Source organism: Streptomyces sp. NPDC087215 (assembly GCF_044744885.1).
Lineage (GTDB): Bacteria > Actinomycetota > Actinomycetes > Streptomycetales > Streptomycetaceae > Streptomyces.
In genome coordinates this window covers 1-16011 of the sequence record NZ_JBIUZD010000018.1, presented here as the reverse complement: position 1 = coordinate 16011, position 16011 = coordinate 1, and the positions used below count along the sequence as shown (strand labels likewise).

Here is a 16011-nt window from a genome sequence, read left to right as displayed (position 1 = left end):
CCGCCCGTCCCCCGGTGGCACGCCGCCGCTTGACCTTGACACGATGACAAGGTCTTCACTGAGGCCGAGGAGGTGGTTCGGACATGACCACGCAGAATCAGGACACGGGGACGGAGCGGGCCCTCCGGGCCCTGCGCGCGCTGACGGACGACCGGCCGTCCGTACGGCTGAGGGCGGCCCTGGAGATCGGCACCCACCCCGACCCGGGACACGTCGGCACCCTCGTCGAACGGTGCGCCGTCGAGCCCGAGTTCTCCGTCCGCGAGATGCTCACCTGGGCACTCACCCGCCTTCCGGCCGGTACGACCGTCCCGCCGCTGATCGACGAGGTCCGCTCGGAGCTCCCCCAGGCACGGAGCCAGGCCCTGCACACCCTGTCCAAGGTCGGGGACCCCCGCGCCTGGCCCGCGATCACCCCGGAACTCCTCGCCGACCCCGACGACGAGGTCGCCCGGAGCGCCTGGCGCGCCGCCGTCGTACTCGTCCCCGAGGGGGAGGAACGGCGGCTCGCCGAGACCCTCGCCGCCCAGCTCGGACGCGGCGGGCGGGAGACCCGGCTCAGTCTCAGCCGGGCGCTGATCGCCCTCGGCGAGGTGATCGTGCCCGTCCTCGACGGGGCCGCCGCCCGCCCCGACCCCGCGGTGCGCGCCCACGCCGTCGCCACGGGACGGCTGCTGCGCGACCCCGACGAGGGCTTCGAGTTCGCCGTGGAACAGGCCAGACGCGTCGTCGCACTCGGCGGCGAGGGCCCGGGGGAGGGGTAGCGGGTGCTCATCGGCGAGGTCGCCAGGCGGTCCGGGGTCAGCGCCCGAATGCTCCGGCACTACGAGTCCCTCGGCCTGGTCCGGCCCACCGGCCGCACCGGCGCGGGCTACCGGGAGTACTCCACCGAGGACATCCGGCGCGTCTTCCACATCGAGAGCCTGCGCTCGCTCGGGCTCTCGCTGCGGGAGGTCGGCTCGGCCCTGGACGACCCCGGCTTCACCCCCGCCGGACTCGTCGACGACCTGGTCCGCCGGACCAGGGAACGCATCGCGGCGGAGACCGCGCTGCTCACCCGGCTCGGCCGGATCGGCGCGGCGGAACCGGCCGACTGGGAGGACGTCCTCCAGATCGTCGCCCTCCTCCAGGAGCTCGGCGCGGAGAGCGCGGGCAGACGTCAGCGCGCCGCCCTCTCCGTCGCGGAGGAGGCCCCGGTGCCGGTGAAGGCGCTGGTCGAGGCGGTCCTGGGCGAAGCGGACGCGAATGTGGCCGGGGCCCTGCGCTGGGCCCTGGCCCGCGCGGGCCAGGACGCCACCGCCCTGCTGGCCGAGGCGTGCGACGCCCCCGAGGCGGAGGTGCGCGAGCGGGCCGTCCTCGCCCTCGCCGAACTGCCCACGGAGGAGGCGACGGTCCGCCTGCGGGACGCCCTCTCCCACTCCGACCCGGTGGTCCGCCGACGCGCGGCACCGGCACTCGCGGCGCGCGGGGTCACCGGGGCGGTCCCGACCCTGGTCGACATGGTCGCGGAGGCGGTCAACGACGTGGAGGCCGCCGACGCGCTGAGCGCGCTCGCGTCCCGCCCGGCCCTCGCGGAGCGCATCACGGGACTGCTCGTGGAACGGCTCGCCCCCGGCCCGGCCGCGGCGGCCGTGCGACGGCGGCTGGCCCAGGCGCTCGCGGGCATCCCGGGGGACCCGGCCGACCGGGCGCTCCGGGACCTGTCCGCCGACGAGGACCCCGGTGTCGCGCTCACCGCGCGGTACGTCCTGACGCTGCGGCAGGAGGGCTGAGGGACCCCCGGACCGCGCCCGGACCGGGGGAGGACCGGACGCGACCGGGGGGGCCGGAACCGGCTGGGGGAGACCGGTTCCGGCGGGGAGGCGACCCGGATCACGGGGCCGCCTGGCCAGGGGGAGGGGGTGGGCTCGTACGGCACCGGTGGGGGCGGCACGCGTACGGCCCGGAGGACGACAGCGGCCGGACATCTCCACGGACGGCCGGGCATACGGGAGAGGCGGGTCTTCTCCGGGCGCCGGGGAACGCGGAGGGCCACCGGTCCCGTACGAAGCGGCCGGGAGACCGGCCCGTCACCGGCCCGTCACCGGCCTGGGCCCGTGACGGGGACGCCCGTGGGGGACCGCCGGGGAGGACCGCTCCGCCGTGCTCAGTCCCGGTACACGCGTAACATCGCCACCTCGTACGACATCTCCGTCGTCCCGGCGTCGGGGGCCGGGTGGTAGCGGCCCGCGCAGACCGAGAGGTTCACGATGAGGTAGGCCCGCCACGAGCGGCCCACTCCGCGCCGGTCGTCGAAGGCCCGCACACCGTTCACCCACCACACGACGTTCCGCGAGCCGAAGTCGATCCGCAGGTCGATCCACGCCCCGGGGCGGACCTCGGGGGTGCGGAAGTACTGGTAGCGGCCCTTGATCCGGTTCGACAGTTCGAGCAGGTCCGGGTTGTCCGGGTGGTACTCGAAGACGTCGACCTCCTGCCCGCCGTCGAGCCAGGTCCAGATCGCGGGCCAGGCCCCGGTCTCCTCCGGCAGCCGCACCCGCGCCTCCAGGGTGTCGCCCGTCCGCACCTGGAAGCCCTCCGTGCTGCCCTCGGTGGTGAGCAGCCCGGTGTCCCAGTAGCCGTCGGACCGCCGGGTGGCGCGGAAGAGCCCCGTCCGGCTGTACGCGGGGTCCTCCACGAGGTGGTCCAGCTTGTTGTCCCCCGGATTGGTCGGGCCTCCGCCTGGATACGCCCACGACCGGCCGGCCGTCCACTGCTCGGTGGAGGAGAAGTCGGCGTCCAGGACGAGCTGCCCCGGTGGCGAGGGACGTCCGGGGCCGCCGGTGCCTTCGCGCCCGCCGCCGGGGGGAACGGCACCGCGTCTCAACAACCGGTCGAGGAGGTCGGACAGCACGGCACACTCCTTTCGCGCGGGCAGTCACAGGCCCATGGGCGATCTGCCCCAGCGTGTCCCGTGTATGCGCGGAGCGTGTCCGGTTGGCGACAAGTCGTCACATTCCCTGCTCGGGGGCACGGGACGTGCGCTGTGCCGAGGGGCACGGGAGGAGCCCTCCGGCCCCGTGGCCCCGGCCCGGAAGGGCCGAACCGACCGAGGCGCTCGACCTCGGGTGCCGCGCCGTGGACGTACCCCCCGAAAGCCCGCGAGCGCTCGTACGAGAGGTGTGCCGGGCGGACGGGCGGTGACCTTTCCGCGTGACCGTGACCGTGACCGTGACCGTGACCACGGACGCGCCTTGGCGAGTGCGTGCCCCCGTCCATCCCGACCCCGCCCCGTCACGCGACCATGACCGCCCAGGCCCCGGCGAGCGACCCCAGGTACAGCACGACACCGGCCCCCAGCCACGGCCACGGCGCCCGCTCCCGCCGCCACGCCACCACCCCGAGCACCGCCGAGGCCGCCGCCGCGACCCCGAGCCCCAGCCACGGCAGCGCCCACAGGGTGAGGAGACCGGCCGTGGTACAGACGGCCGAAGGGCCGGTACCCGTCCCGCAGCTGTCCGTCGCGAAGATCGAGACGTAGGTGACCATCGTGCCGAGCAGCACCCCGCACCCGGTCAGCCCCGCGACCGTCACCAGATAGGCCGTCGGCCACCTGCTCCGGACCCGCCCCGGAGCCCCCCGTCCGTGATGACTCATGGTTCCTCTCCCCGTTCCGCGTCGTCGTGCCGTGGCACCACGGTAGGAGCGGGCGCGGTCGCCGGGGAATGAGCACGGGTACTCATCCCGGACGCCGGGCGCGACGATCCCCGCCCCGGCTCGTTGACCCCGCCATGAAGAACCTCGCCCCCCGCCGCCGCTTCCGCCTCCTGGCGACCTCCCTGGCGGCCCTCCTCCTCGGCATCACCGGCGCGCAGAGCACCTACGCGAGCCCCGTCCTGCCCGGCTGCCCCGCCGGAGAGATCTTCGCCACCGACAACACCGCGATCATCACCGACCCGGACGACCCCCGGCTCACGACCCGGCTGCGCCACTTCGAGCACGAGGTGCGCGGGATCATCCGCGCCCACGGCGCGCGGCCCGGCGGGTCGACCCTCCTCGACGGCGTGTTCTGGTCCGAGGAGCTGAAGCGCACGACCTACGAGCGCTCGCGCGAGTTCGACGTGAACCGGGCAGGTCCCGACTCCCTGCGCCACATCGCGGCCATCATCGCCAAGCGGTACCACCAGGAGGCCGTGCTCACCTTCCGCTGCCTGCCCCGTACGTCCCCGGAGACCGACGCCGTCGAGATCGAGGTGCCCGGCGTCCGGGCCGCCGACCTGCGCGCGGGCCTGCTCGCGGACCCGAAGGCCCGCGAGAGGCTCGGAGGCGGCTCGGTCACCCTCGACGGACACCTCGTGCTCGTCGCACGGCTCGCCGACCTGCCGCTGGCACGGGATTTCACGGTGTCCCTGGGCGCAGACTGGAAGCAGGCGGAAATCCGTTACGGCGACCGGGAGTTCGTGGGCTGACCCGGACGCGGCGGACGAAGGTCCGGACGGCGGCGCCGGAACCCACCGGCCCCGGAAGGCCCTTGCCCCGGGCGAGGGCGATCAAGTAGCGTCCTCGCCGTGAACACCGGACCGGCGCAGCGACGCCACTCCCAGACGGGCCATCCGGTGGACGACTGACCGCTCGGCGGGTGCCTCTCCGGCACCCCCGTGGTTCGGGGCGCGGACCTCCCCGGTGCACGAGCACCGCGAGTTCCGTCCCACCGAGACCACAGCGAGGTCGTTCCCATGGCAGCAACCTTCAACCACACCATCATCGCGGCAGTGGACCGCGAGGAATCCGCCCGGTTCTTCCGGGAGTTGCTCGAACTCCCGGAAGCGCCGTCCTGGGGCCCCTTCCTCAACGTCCAGCTCTCCGACGGCGTGCTCATCCAGTTCGCCGAGCCGCCGGTCGAGATCCAGATGCAGCACTACGCGTTCCTCGTCGACGACGAACTGTTCGAGCGGGCCTACGCGCGCCTCCGCGAACAGGGCGTCGAGCACTGGGCCGACCCGCAGATGCGGCGCCCCGGTGAGACCAACACCGAACACGGCGGCAGGGGCGTCTACTTCAAGGACCCCGCGGGCCATGCCTTCGAGCTGATCACCCGGCCCTACCTGTAGGGCGGTTCCGCCGGTCCGTCCCGCCCCCGGAGTGAGGACGGCGGCGAACCGGCCGGTGGCGGCCCCGTCACCCCGGGTGGCGGGGCCCCGCCGGGCGCAGGTCCACCATGCAGAAGACCTTGTCGTAGCGGCGCTCCCCGACGGCGACGAACGCGGGCAGCCGGCCGTACTCGCTGAAGCCCAACGACCGGTAGAGACGCAGGGCGTGGACGTTGTCACCACGGGCGTCCAGGGTGAGGACCTCGATCCCCGCCCTTCTGGCGTCGGCGATCAGGGCGGCGGTGAGCGCCCGGCCCACGCCGAGACCCTGGGCGGCGGAGTCCACCGCGATCTTCTGCAGATCGGCGTGCGGACGATGGGTCGGCCGGGTGTGGCGGAGCCAGTACCCGAGCCCGACCGGCCGCCCGCCGACGTACGCGGCGCGCAGGGCCCCGTCACCGGCCCGCGCCGCGCGGAGGGCACGACCGAGGAGGTCCGCCACCTCGTCGGGGGAGGGCGGTTCGACCCAGCCGAGCGCGGCGCCTCCACGGACCAGGTCCGCCAGGACGCGGTGGGCCGATTCGGTGAACCGGGCCCAGCGGTCCGGGTCGGACGCCAGCTCCTCCGGCCCGAGGAGGACGGGCTCGTCGGCTCCGCCGCCGATCATGGCCGTGTTCATGACCAGCAGCCTAACCGGCTGGCGCCGGGGCGGAGTCCTGCCGCCCGGGGGAACCTTCAGCGGGGGAACTCGCCGTCCCGGGCCACCACGACACCCCGTGCACCACCAGGTCCCGCTGCGGCACGCCGACAAGCCGGGATTCTTCGCACACCGACGGTCCACGACCGTTGGAGGCCCCCACGCGCGCGTGCTGAGCGGAACGGCGCCGGGGGACGGGCTCCCGGCGCCGGGCGCGGCCCGCCGGGCGCGGCCCGCCGGGCCGCTCAGGCGCGTCCGGCGGCCTTCTGGCTCCGGCGGGAGACGGAGTCGACGACCACGGCGGCCAGCAGCACCGAACCCGTGATCATGAACTGCACGGCATTGCTCACACCCATGATGTTCATGCCCGACTGGATCGACCCGATCACCAGCGCGCCGAGCAGCGCGGACCACACGGAACCACGGCCGCCGAACAGGCTCGTACCACCGATGACGGCGGCGGCGATCACGTTCATCAGCAGATTGCCGCCGCCGGACGTCTGGCTCGCCGACTGGATCTGCCCCGCGAGGAAGACGCCGCCGACCGCAGCCATCGTCCCCGCGATCGAGAAGACGCTCATCCGGATGAACGGCACGCTGATGCCCGCCCGGCGCGCGCCCTCGATGCTGCCGCCGACCGCGAAGATCCGGCGCCCGTACACGGTCCGCCGCAGCACGAAGTCCAGAAGCACCAGCACGACCAGGAAGATCAGCAGGGCCAGCGGAAGCCCCTGGTAGCGGTTCAGGACGTACGCGGCGGCGAAGGCGGGCACGGCGAGCGCCAGGGTGCGCAGCACGATCTCGGTGACCGGCCGGGACGGCACCCCGGCCGCCGCGCGCCGCCCCGCGTCCAGCAGCGAGGAGGCCAGGAAGAGCCCCACCCCCACGGCGGCCGTCGTGTAGGCGGCGACCGGACTGCCGTACATCGTCGAGTACAGCCGGGAGACGATGCTGTCCTCGGGGATGTTCACGGTGCCGCTGCTGCCGAGCACCTGGAGCATCAGACCGTTCCAGGCCAGGTTCCCGGCCAGGGTGACGACGAAGGCCGGGACGCCGACCTCGGCGAAGAAGAAGCCGTGGATCAGGCCGACGACGGCACCGCCCGCGACGGCGACGAGCAGCGCCAGCCACTGGTTCATCCCGTTCAGGACGTTGAGCACGGCGAAGATCGCCGCGCACAGGCCGCTGACCGAACCGACGGACAGGTCGATCTCGCCGAGCAGCAGGACGAAGACGACGCCGACCGCGATCATGCCGGTGCCGACGATCTGCTGGCTGAGGTCGGACAGGTTCTGCGCCGACAGGAAGGCGTCGTCGAGACTGCCGAACACCGTCCAGATGACGACGACGGCCAGGATCACCGGCAGCGAGCCCAGTTCCCCGCTCCGCAGCTTGCGCCGGAACTCCCGCGCGTACCCCCTGATCCCCTCCTCGCGGACGAGGAGCCGGGTGTCGACGGCGGGCACCGCGCCGGGCGCCGGTTCCTGGCCCGCCCCGCCGGGGCCGTCTGCCCCACGGCCCCGGTCCCCTCTCATCGCTCCTCCCGCCTGCGGGCCTCACGGCGGGTGACGGCGCTCTCGGTGGCCCCGGTGATGGCCGAGACGATCTCCTCCGAGGTGGTGGACCGCCGGTCGAAGAAACCGTTGTTCCGGCCCAGGCGCAGCACCGCGATCCGGTCGGCGACCGCCATCACGTCCACCATGCTGTGACTGATCAGGATCGTCCCCAGGCCCCGCTCACGGAGGCGTTCCACCAGGTCGAGGACCTCCGCGGTCTGCTCCACGCCGAGGGCGGCGGTGGGCTCGTCCAGGATCACCACCTTCGGCGAGCCGAGCAGCGAACGCGCGATCGCCACCGTCTGGCGCTGGCCGCCCGACAGCGAGGCGACGGGGATGCGGACGCTCGGGATGCGGATCGACAGCGTGTCGAGCAGTTCCCGCGCCCGCTGGTCCATCCGGACCTCGTCGAGCACGCCGAAACGGCGCAGCTCCCGCCCCAGGAACAGATTGGCGACCACGTCGAGGTTGTCGCAGAGCGCCAGGTCCTGGTAGACGGTGGCGATGCCCAGGCCCTGCGCGTCGTGCGGGCGGCCGATCGAGACCGGCCGCCCCTCCCACGCGATGACACCCTCGTCGGGCGGACCGACCCCGGCGACCGCCTTCACCACCGTGGACTTCCCGGCGCCGTTGTCGCCGACGAGCGCGACCACCTCACCGGCGCTCACGTCCAGGTCGACGTCCCGCAGCGCCTGGACCGCGCCGAACCGTTTGGAGACCCCCCGGAGACTGAGCACGGGTGACTCCGGCAAGGGAACCGCCTCCTCCGCTCGCCCGCCCGTACGGCCCCGGCCCGTTCCCCGGAGGGGTGGGCCGGGCGCCGGGACGGGACCCGCCTTCGGGCCGCCGGAACGCCTCGCGGCTACTGGAGACCGGCCGCCTTGCAGGCCGCGGCGTAGGCCGGGGTGCAGATCTCGTTGACCGTGTACATGCCGTCCTTCACGACGGTGTCCTTGATGTTGCCCTTGTCGACCACGACCGGGGTGAGCAGGGTGGCCGGGACCTTCTGGCCGCTGCCGCTGGTGGCGGTGGTGGGCGTCAGGTCCGAGGGCATCGGCTTGCCCTGGGCGAGGTCGACCGCCATCGTCGCCGCGATGTCCGCCTCCGCCTTGTACGGCTTCTCGATGGTGATCGTCTGGGTGCCGGCCAGGATCCGCTGGACCGCGTCGAGCTGGGCGTCCTGACCGGTCAGCGGCACGCGTATGCCCGCCGCCTGGAGCGCGGTGGAGATGCCCGCCGCGAGACCGTCGTTGGCCGAGTAGACACCGACGATGTTGTCCTTGCCGAGTGCGCTGATGGCGCCGGACATCTGCTGGTTGGCGTTGTTGGGGTCCCAGTTCGGCGTGTCGTACTCCTTGCCGATCTTCACCTTGCCGTCCAGGACGGAATGCGCGCCCGCCTTGAACTGGGCCGCGTTCGGGTCGGTCGGCGAACCGTTCTGCATCACGATCTCGCCGGTCTTCGCCTTGTCACCCAGAGCGGAGAGGAGCGCCTTGCCCTGGAGCTGGCCCACCTTGTAGTTGTCGTACGAGACATACGCGTCGACCGGTCCCTGCGCGAGACGGTCGTACGCGACGACCTTCACGCCCGCGTCGTGCGCCTTCTGCACGGACGACTGGATCGACTTCGCGTCCACCGCGTCCAGGATGAGGACCTTGTCGCCCTTCGCCAGCGCGGTGTTCACCTGCTGTTGCTGCGTGGTGGCGCTCTCCGCCGCGTTGTAGTAGTCGATGTGCGCCCCGGGCACCAGTTCCTTGATCTTCGCCTCGATGTAGGGCCGGTCGAACTTCTCGTACCGGGTGGTCTTGCTCTCCGGCAGCAGCAGACCGATCTTCACATCGCCCTGCGCGGCCGACGACACGGCGGGCTGGGCCGCTCCGCCGGTCGCCACCGCACCCAGACAGAGGGCGGTGGCTCCGGCGAGGGCTATCGCGCCCCGCAATGTACGGGTCATGGGAGGCTCCTTCCGGACGCCCCTTCCCCGACCCCTCGTGAGCGCGGGAACCAGGACGTGCCTCTGTGGCCTACATATCGACCCTAGCGGCAAGCCCGGGACCGGCAAGCGGGTGACGTCACCGGCAGCCGCCCGCGCGGGCCGGTTCGTGGCCGGGGGCACGGCCGGAGGCGGCGGATCGGGCTCCACGCGCGCGTGGAGCGGTCCCGCATCAGGACCGCGGGGGACCCACCGGTCCGTGGACGTCGTGGACGTCATGAGCGGTGGGACTGCCGTGAGCGGTGGGACTGCCGTGAGTGGTGAGGCTGCCGTGATCGGTGGGATTGCCGTGAGCGGTGGGCCCGGGGCCCCCGGTGACGTCGGTGGCGCGCAGTACCCGGAGGAAGGCCTTCAGACCGGTGATGATCTCCTCGTTGTCGGTCAGCCGGTCGATGGTCGACTCGAACTCGCGCGCCAGTGCGGCGATCTTCCGGTCCGTCCCGTCCGACCGCGCCTGCGCGGACAGCCCGACCGCGTCCACGGTACGGCGCAGCTCGGCCAGGGCCCGGTACTGCTCCTCCGCCTTGGCCTCCAGGACCGCCCCGCCGCTCTCCAGCGACGCCACCCGGCCGGTCAGCGCCACCACGTCGTCCCGGGGGAACGTCACGTCCACGAGCAGCCCGCCGAGCCTGCGCCGCAGTTGCCCGAAGTACGCGCCGGCGGGCCGGAAGAAGGTGCTGAGGAGGAAGAACCCGGCGCACCAGTAGCCCGCCGCGCGCCCGGTCGCCACCGCCACGGCGAGGGCCGCCGCGGCCGTCCCCACGTGCCCGGCGACCGCGACCCGCAGCATCACCCGGGCGATCCGCCGGGCCTCGGCCTCCCGCTCCGGGGCGACGGCGAGGCCCTTCTCCCGGCTGGTCCCGATCTCGGTGAGCACCGTGTGCGCCCGGAAGTACAGGCTCCAGGGGGCCGTCAGGAGCACCAGCAGCCACAGCAGTCCGAGGACTCCCGCCCCGACGGCGAGCACCGTCCCGGGCGGTGCCCCCACCGCGTACGCCAGGATCAGCGCGCCGACCGCGAGCCCCGCGACCACACATCCGGCCACGATCTTGTTCATGCCGTTCCCCGTCCCCTCGCGCCCGCGCACACCGTGGCGCCCATGATCCTGCCGGGGCCGGACGGGCGGCATGAGTACGCCTACTCAGATCGGGTCACACGACGGCCGCCGCCGGGCCGGGAGGCCCGCTGCACCCGCCCGCGTGGCCAGCGGCCCGGGACGGCATCGCGGAACGGCTCCGTTCAGCACGGCGACCGGATCGCCGTGCTCCCCGGTCATGGGTGTGAAGGGGCCCCCGCACCGCCGGGGCCGACCGGCTCGCGCGGCGGCGGACCCTCCGCCCGTACGGCGGCGACCACCACCACGATCACACAGAACGCGATGAGCGTCTCCGCCCAGAAGAAGGCCAGGTAGTCGAGGAGACTGCCGATCGGCGGCGCGCCCGGCGCGGCGTTGCGGAACGCGGCCAGGGCGAACAGCGTCGCCGCCATCCAGCCGAGCGCGGGCCAGGTGAGGCCCGCGCGCCGCACCACGAGGTGCCTGCCGCCCAGGAGCACGGCGACGGTGAGCGCCCACATCGCCAGCATCATGAAGACGGCGAAGACGAGGACGCTCCGCGACCGGACCACCTCCGCCGCGAAGACCGCGGTGCCTCGGTCCTCCGAGGCGTCCACCCCGAGGGCGAACAGGGCGTCCCGGTTGACGAGCGTCATGCGGACCGGGACGCCCGCGCCGCCCTGGACCGCGCCGAACTCCATCTGGGCGTCGTACGCGTCGAACGGATAGTCCGTGATCGAGCCGCCCGTCAGCGTCACCGGGACGTCGACCGTCCCGATGCGGCGGTGCGCGGGGAAGACGATGTCACCGCGCACGGACGACGAGGTCTGGAGCGTCAGCTCCTCGGCGGGCGCGACCCCGCCCGCCTCCGCGAGCGCGCCGCGCGGGGTGACGAGGAGCCGGAGCACCAGTTCTCGCCCGGCCGCGTCGACGCGCTGTACGGAGGCGTCGATGTCGATCCGGTCGGGGGCCCGCGTCCCGGCGGTGTGCCGGGTCTCCTGGTCCTGGCGCTCGCCGAACTGCAGCCACAGCCCGCAGAGCACGGCCGCCACGACGCCCAGCAGCACGACGGCCGTGCCGAGCGCCCTGCCGGGGGCCGGGAGGTGACGTCGTCTCGGTGGCACGGCCGCGGCTCCGGGGATGGGGGAGGGACGGGAGGAGGGGATGCTCTTATGGATGTCAGGCGGCGGGCTTGCCGGGCTGGTCGTGGGTCGCGCAGTGGATGCCGCCGCCGCCCGAGGCGATGGTGTCGATCCGCACCCGCACGACATCACGGCCGGGGAAGTGCTCCCGCAGGATGCTCCGCGCCCGGTCGTCGGCCTTGCGGTCGCCGAACTGGGGCATGAAGACGGAGTCGTTCGCCACGTAGAAGTTCGCGTACGTCGACACGAAGTCGTCGCCCTCCCCGGTGATCCGGTCGAGATCGGGCTGCGGCAGGTCCACGATCTCGAACCGGCGGCCCCGCGCGTCCGTGGCCTTCTCCAGGACCGACCGCGCCTGGTCCGCCGACCGCGACCACGAGTCCGGGGGAGAGCCGGGGAATGCCTGGTCCAGAAGGACCACGCCCGGGGCGGTGAACCGGACGAGACTGTCCACGTGCGCGTCGGTGATGTCCTCGCCGCGCACACCCGCCAGCCAGACCACCTTCTCCACGCCGAGGGTCTCGATCAGCTCGTCCTCGATCTCGTCGCGGGTCTTCCCCTTGTTGCGGTTGTCGTTGACGATCGAGCTCTCCGTGATGAGGAGGGTGCCCTCGCCGTCCGTCTCGAACGAGCCGCCCTCCGAGACCAGTGGCGCCCGCTTGCGGGGGATGCCGTACTTCTGGAGCAGCCGCCTCGCCACCTGGGTGTCGTCGGCGTGGGCCTGCTTGCCGCCCCAGCCGTTGAAGTTGAAGTCGATGCCGACGAGCTGCTTCCCGTCCTCCACGAAAACGGGCACGGTGTCGCGGGCCCACAGGTCGTCCACCGGCAGCGGGATCACCTCGACCTGCGAGCCACAGGCCCGCTGGGCCGCCGCGACCTGGTCCGGCCGCGCCATCATCACGACCGCCTCGTACTCGCCGACGGCCCGCGCGATGGCGGCGATGTCCTGGCGCACGTACCGCAGGTCCTCCTCCCACACCTCGGTGAGGGCGGGCCACGACATGAAGGTACGGGTGTGGCTCTCCCACTCGGCACCGAAGCGGCGCTCGCCGCGTGCGGCGGCGGGGCTCGCCGAGCCGGTGGCGGGCCGGGACGAGGCGGCGGACCCGGCGGGAGCCGACCCGCCGGGTCCGCAGGCGGAGGCACCCAGGGCGAGGACGCCGCCGATCCCGGCGAAGGCGCGCAGGGCCGTACGGCGGGAGGGGGAGAAGGGGGACAAGGCTGCTCCGTTCATGGGCTGGCGAGACTATCCGCCCAAACCGGGGCGATTCATGATGGCGCGCACGGTGCGGCGGGATTCGAAGGCCTGGGTCTCGGGTGGCCGTGAGCTTCACTGTGGCACTGACTGGATTTTCAGTCAAACCGGGACGGGTGGGTGTTGGGCGAGGTCAGAGGGGGTGGCGCGGCTGACGGGGGCCCGGCGGGTCGGTGGCCTGGGTCGAGAGTGGGTAGGTTCTGCGGCCTGCGGCCTGCGGCCTGCGGCCTGCGGCCTGCGGCCTGCGGGCGTTCGCCGTCCGTCCGGTCCTCGGGTCGTCAGCCCGTCAGTCCCGCGCGTACATCGTCGTGCGCCGTCTTTCGCCGGTCCGGCAGTCCCAGGTGGTGGGCCTCCGCCGCGACCGCCTCCCGCAGCAGTGTCCGCGCGTGGGCCACCGGCAGGATGCCGATCAGCCAGCGGGTGCCCAGCCCCTCGACGAGGGCGGTGAGCCGCTCCGCCGCCGCGACGAGCTCCCGGTCCGGGAGCCCGGGGGCCACCCCCGCGAGCAGGTCCGCCACCTCGCGGACCCACGCCCCGCTCGCCCGCTCCAGCTCCTCGCGCAGTTCGGGGTCGAAGACGGCCCCGGCCCGCAGCTCGCCCCGGGCCGCGCTGTTCTCCCGCGCCTCCGGCACGTCCTCGATCTCCCTGAGCAGTCGCCGCTCCAGTTCCGCGAGCGGCGCGCCGGGGCCCTCGCGGTCCGGCGGGTCGCTCCGCGCGCACCGCTCGGCGCGGGCTCCGACGAACGCGAGCGTGCCGCGCAGGAGTCCCGCGCGGTCCTCGAAGTGGTAGTAGACGAGGGCCTTGGAGACCCCCGCCTCGGCGGCCAGCTCCTCGACCCGGAGCCCCCGTACTCCCCGGCGGGCGATCAGCCGGGCGGCCGCGTCCAGGATCGCCCGTCTCCGGTCCTTCGTCCCCGCCACCGGCTGCTCCTTCTTCTCCGGGCCCGGTCTTCCACCGGACCCCGTACTGTTGACTGAAACTTTAGTCAATCGCATGGCCGGGTGAGACCCGAGTCGCGCACTCCGTACCGGATGCGGCACCGCGCGCGGTGCCGGTGGTGCGCCCCGGCCGTGATCACGCGGGCCGACGGGCCGGATAGGGTTCACGACATGGCGTCTCGCAGTACTCAGATCCTGGAAGCGGCCGCCCGGGTCATCGCCCGGCGCGGGGTCCGCGGGCTTCGTGTGGACGAACTCGCGGCGGAGGCCGGGGTCTCGACCGGCCTGATCTACTACCACTTCAAGGACCGCACCGGGATCCTGCGCAGCACGCTGGAGTTCATCAACGACCGTGCTGAGCGGTACACCACCTCGCGCGACCCCGACGCGGAGCCGCTGACCGCCCGCGAGGAACTCGACGAGGTCCTCCTCCTGGAACTCCAGGATGCCCCCGAGGTACGCGAGAACAGTTCGGCCTGGGGCGAACTGCGGGCGAGCGCCGTCTTCGATCCGGTCCTGCGCGAGGACCTGGCGCGGGCGACCCTCGTATGGGTGCAGGAGGTGGCGGCGCTCCTGGGTCAGGTGCACCCGATGGCCCCGGCTGCCGCGCTCGCCTCCGCCGCCGAACGGCTCACCGCCCTTCTGGAGGGCCTGAGTATGCGCTGGCTGAGCGGCGGCCTCGCGATCGACCACGCGCGCACGCTCCTGAGGGAGGCCGTCGAGGTGGAGTTGGCGGCCCTGCGCGGGGTGTGACGCCGACGCTTCTCCCGGCCGGTGAGGTGGGGGAGGCGTGTCGTTCCCGCCTCCGCGGGTTCGCGTGGGTGTGCCCTCATGGGCCGCCCTTTTGTCGTCCCTGCGCGGACGCATCCCGACCAGTGGGGCGATGGCGGCCCGGGGGACCTCCGGCCTGTTCGGCCCTCCGGCCCGGACCGTCGTCCCCGTGTGCGACCGCAGCCACCCGGACTTCCGGCCCGCCCGCATCGGCCGCCCGTCCCGGATCGTCGCCCTCCGCCGTGAAGGGCAGCCGCCCGGCTTCTCGTCACGATCCGGATCCGGCCCGGCCGGACTGTGTCCTGGCGTCGACGCACGGTTCCCCGCCCGCCCCGAGAACACCCCTTCCTTCCCCCGTGGTTCACGCTCGCTCCACTCTTGACTGAGTTTTCAGTCAGTGCCACAGTGAGTTCACGCCGGGCCACGCCCGCCCCGCTCGCTCCACGGAGCCGAGCGCCGGGGCGCGGTGCCCGCCCCCTCCGCTCCCCGCCTCCGCGCAGGGGAGGAAGGAACCCCTCCATGGACGCGACCCACCCGAGGCCGACATGCCGTTGACCCCCACAGAGCGGGACCGCCTGCTGCTGTTCACCGCCGCCGAACTCGCCCGTGCCCGGCACGCGCGCGGTCTGCGGCTCAACGTCCCCGAGGCCACCGCGCTCATCGCGGACACGGTCTGCGAGGCGGCCCGCGACGGTGAGCGCCTCGCCGACGCCGTGGCACGCGGACGGTCGGTCCTCGGCCCCGACGACGTGCTGCCCGGTGTCGCCGACGTGGTCACCGAGATCCAGGTGGAGGCCGTCTTCGACGACGGCACCCGGCTCGCCGTCATCTCCGAGCCGTTCGGCGGCCGGGAGGGTGACGGCCGGGAGGGCGGCGTTCAGGGCCGACGCCAGGAAGACGGCGGCCAGGGCGGCGGCGACGCGGCCCCCGGAGCCGTACTGCCCGGTCCGGAACCGGTGGCCGTGCCCGAGCCCGTACTGACCCTCATCGTGCGGAACACGGCGACCGTGCCGGTGAGCGTCACCTCGCACTTCCACTTCTTCGAGGTCAACCCGCGCCTCGACTTCGACCGTGCCGCCGCCTACGGGATGCGGCTCGCGGCCCCCGCCGGATCGTCGACCCGCTTCGACCCCGGACAGAGCGTCGAGGTGGGCCTCGTGCCGATCGGCGGTGCCCGGGTCGTCATCGGCTTCGCGGGCCTGGTCGACGGACCGCTGGACGCGCCCGGAGCCCTGGAGGCGGCCCTGCGGCGGGCGGTCGCCTGCGGATACCGGGGCGCGCGACCGCTCCCCGGGACAGGTACGGAACAGAAAGGGGCACCCGCGTGAGCAGGCCCACGAGACATGGTGACCACTGCGCGCCGGGCGTCAGCCGGCACATCGACCCCCACGAGTACGCGTCCGTGCACGGGCCACGGGCGGGGGACCGGGTCAGGCTCGGTGACTCCGGGCTCGTCGTGCGGGTGGAGTCGGACGCGCAGAAGCCGGGGGACGAGTTCCTGGCCGGGTTCGGGAAGACCGCCCGGGACGGGCTGCA

At 73.5% G+C, this 16011-nt stretch carries 16 protein-coding genes and 1 pseudogene; 7 read left to right on the top strand and 10 right to left on the bottom strand.

Annotated features, from left to right (window positions below):
* Nucleotides 1-83 precede the first annotated feature (83 nt).
* Together ACIO92_RS30525 and ACIO92_RS30520 are read left to right on the top strand one after the other, a co-directional pair.
* A complete protein-coding gene (locus ACIO92_RS30525) occupies nucleotides 84-764 on the top strand; it encodes a HEAT repeat domain-containing protein (protein WP_366444567.1) in 681 nt (226 codons plus the stop codon).
* Nucleotides 765-767: 3 nt separating this feature from the next.
* Nucleotides 768-1772, top strand: a complete 1005-nt coding sequence (locus ACIO92_RS30520; protein ID WP_402280765.1) for a MerR family transcriptional regulator — start codon at nucleotides 768-770, stop codon at nucleotides 1770-1772.
* 374 nt (nucleotides 1773-2146) lie between these two features.
* On the opposite strand, the gene ACIO92_RS30515 is transcribed toward ACIO92_RS30520, so the two are convergent.
* Complete coding sequence (locus ACIO92_RS30515) at nucleotides 2147-2782, bottom strand: beta-glucanase (protein WP_366444625.1); 636 nt, start codon at nucleotides 2780-2782, stop codon at nucleotides 2147-2149.
* Nucleotides 2783-3273: 491 nt separating this feature from the next.
* A complete protein-coding gene (locus ACIO92_RS30510; protein ID WP_366444565.1) occupies nucleotides 3274-3636 on the bottom strand; it encodes a hypothetical protein in 363 nt (120 codons plus the stop codon).
* Nucleotides 3637-3770: 134 nt separating this feature from the next.
* Between ACIO92_RS30510 and ACIO92_RS30505 the strand changes: the two genes are divergently transcribed.
* Both ACIO92_RS30505 and ACIO92_RS30500 read left to right on the top strand, forming a co-directional pair.
* Nucleotides 3771-4448: a hypothetical protein gene (locus ACIO92_RS30505; RefSeq protein ID WP_366444564.1), complete on the top strand. Its 678-nt coding sequence runs from the start codon at nucleotides 3771-3773 to the stop codon at nucleotides 4446-4448.
* 267 nt (nucleotides 4449-4715) lie between these two features.
* Nucleotides 4716-5090, top strand: coding sequence for a VOC family protein (locus tag ACIO92_RS30500; protein ID WP_351784154.1), 375 nt, complete (start codon nucleotides 4716-4718; stop codon nucleotides 5088-5090).
* 67 nt (nucleotides 5091-5157) lie between these two features.
* Here ACIO92_RS30500 and ACIO92_RS30495 read toward each other — a convergent pair whose 3' ends face one another.
* The 8 genes from ACIO92_RS30495 to ACIO92_RS30460 all read right to left on the bottom strand — a co-directional run bounded on the left by ACIO92_RS30495 (nucleotide 5158) and on the right by ACIO92_RS30460 (nucleotide 13686).
* Nucleotides 5158-5748: a GNAT family N-acetyltransferase gene (locus ACIO92_RS30495; RefSeq protein ID WP_402060247.1), complete on the bottom strand. Its 591-nt coding sequence runs from the start codon at nucleotides 5746-5748 to the stop codon at nucleotides 5158-5160.
* 263 nt (nucleotides 5749-6011) lie between these two features.
* Nucleotides 6012-7301, bottom strand: coding sequence for an ABC transporter permease subunit (locus ACIO92_RS30490; RefSeq protein ID WP_366444562.1), 1290 nt, complete (start codon nucleotides 7299-7301; stop codon nucleotides 6012-6014).
* A complete protein-coding gene (locus tag ACIO92_RS30485; RefSeq protein WP_366444561.1) occupies nucleotides 7298-8074 on the bottom strand; it encodes an ATP-binding cassette domain-containing protein in 777 nt (258 codons plus the stop codon). The genes ACIO92_RS30490 and ACIO92_RS30485 overlap by 4 nt, the downstream gene beginning before the upstream one ends.
* A 110-nt stretch (nucleotides 8075-8184) precedes the next feature.
* Nucleotides 8185-9276 (bottom strand): substrate-binding domain-containing protein, encoded by a 1092-nt coding sequence (locus ACIO92_RS30480; protein ID WP_366444560.1) that lies wholly within the window; start codon nucleotides 9274-9276, stop codon nucleotides 8185-8187.
* 211 nt (nucleotides 9277-9487) lie between these two features.
* Nucleotides 9488-10372 carry a hypothetical protein gene (locus ACIO92_RS30475; RefSeq protein WP_402280769.1) on the bottom strand — a complete coding sequence of 295 codons (885 nt, stop codon included), beginning with the start codon at nucleotides 10370-10372 and terminating at the stop codon, nucleotides 9488-9490.
* Nucleotides 10373-10587: 215 nt separating this feature from the next.
* Entirely contained in the window at nucleotides 10588-11493 is a 906-nt protein-coding gene (locus ACIO92_RS30470) for a DUF4436 domain-containing protein (protein ID WP_402280771.1), read from the bottom strand.
* A 55-nt stretch (nucleotides 11494-11548) separates the two neighbouring features.
* Nucleotides 11549-12745 (bottom strand): agmatine deiminase family protein, encoded by a 1197-nt coding sequence (locus tag ACIO92_RS30465; RefSeq protein WP_402280773.1) that lies wholly within the window; start codon nucleotides 12743-12745, stop codon nucleotides 11549-11551.
* A 299-nt stretch (nucleotides 12746-13044) separates the two neighbouring features.
* Nucleotides 13045-13686 (bottom strand): TetR/AcrR family transcriptional regulator, encoded by a 642-nt coding sequence (locus ACIO92_RS30460; protein ID WP_366444556.1) that lies wholly within the window; start codon nucleotides 13684-13686, stop codon nucleotides 13045-13047.
* 189 nt (nucleotides 13687-13875) lie between these two features.
* On the opposite strand from ACIO92_RS30460, the gene ACIO92_RS30455 reads away from it, so the two are divergent.
* From ACIO92_RS30455 to ACIO92_RS30445, 3 genes and pseudogenes are all read left to right on the top strand, one after another.
* Nucleotides 13876-14457, top strand: coding sequence for a TetR/AcrR family transcriptional regulator (locus tag ACIO92_RS30455; protein ID WP_401242080.1), 582 nt, complete (start codon nucleotides 13876-13878; stop codon nucleotides 14455-14457).
* Between the two features lie 563 nt (nucleotides 14458-15020).
* The gene (gene ureA, locus ACIO92_RS30450; protein WP_402280775.1) at nucleotides 15021-15803 is read left to right on the top strand and encodes an urease subunit gamma; all 783 of its coding nucleotides are present in this window, start codon (nucleotides 15021-15023) and stop codon (nucleotides 15801-15803) included.
* Nucleotides 15800-16011: pseudogene (locus ACIO92_RS30445) on the top strand (urease subunit alpha); the annotation flags it as partial. The gene ureA and the pseudogene ACIO92_RS30445, both read left to right, overlap by 4 nt.

Bases quoted from the DNA above. Each gene is read 5' to 3' on its own strand.
- ACIO92_RS30525 (WP_366444567.1), top strand. From the start codon at position 84: ATGACCACGCAGAATCAGGACACGGGGACGGAGCGGGCCCTCCGGGCC.
- ACIO92_RS30510 (WP_366444565.1), bottom strand. From the start codon at position 3,636: ATGAGTCATCACGGACGGGGGGCTCCGGGGCGGGTCCGGAGCAGGTGG.
- ACIO92_RS30505 (WP_366444564.1), top strand. From the start codon at position 3,771: ATGAAGAACCTCGCCCCCCGCCGCCGCTTCCGCCTCCTGGCGACCTCC.
- ACIO92_RS30500 (WP_351784154.1), top strand. From the start codon at position 4,716: ATGGCAGCAACCTTCAACCACACCATCATCGCGGCAGTGGACCGCGAG.
- ACIO92_RS30495 (WP_402060247.1), bottom strand. From the start codon at position 5,748: ATGAACACGGCCATGATCGGCGGCGGAGCCGACGAGCCCGTCCTCCTC.
- ACIO92_RS30490 (WP_366444562.1), bottom strand. From the start codon at position 7,301: ATGAGAGGGGACCGGGGCCGTGGGGCAGACGGCCCCGGCGGGGCGGGC.
- ACIO92_RS30480 (WP_366444560.1), bottom strand. From the start codon at position 9,276: ATGACCCGTACATTGCGGGGCGCGATAGCCCTCGCCGGAGCCACCGCC.
- ACIO92_RS30475 (WP_402280769.1), bottom strand. From the start codon at position 10,372: ATGAACAAGATCGTGGCCGGATGTGTGGTCGCGGGGCTCGCGGTCGGC.
- ACIO92_RS30465 (WP_402280773.1), bottom strand. From the start codon at position 12,745: ATGAACGGAGCAGCCTTGTCCCCCTTCTCCCCCTCCCGCCGTACGGCC.
- ACIO92_RS30455 (WP_401242080.1), top strand. From the start codon at position 13,876: ATGGCGTCTCGCAGTACTCAGATCCTGGAAGCGGCCGCCCGGGTCATC.
- ureA (WP_402280775.1), top strand. From the start codon at position 15,021: ATGCCGTTGACCCCCACAGAGCGGGACCGCCTGCTGCTGTTCACCGCC.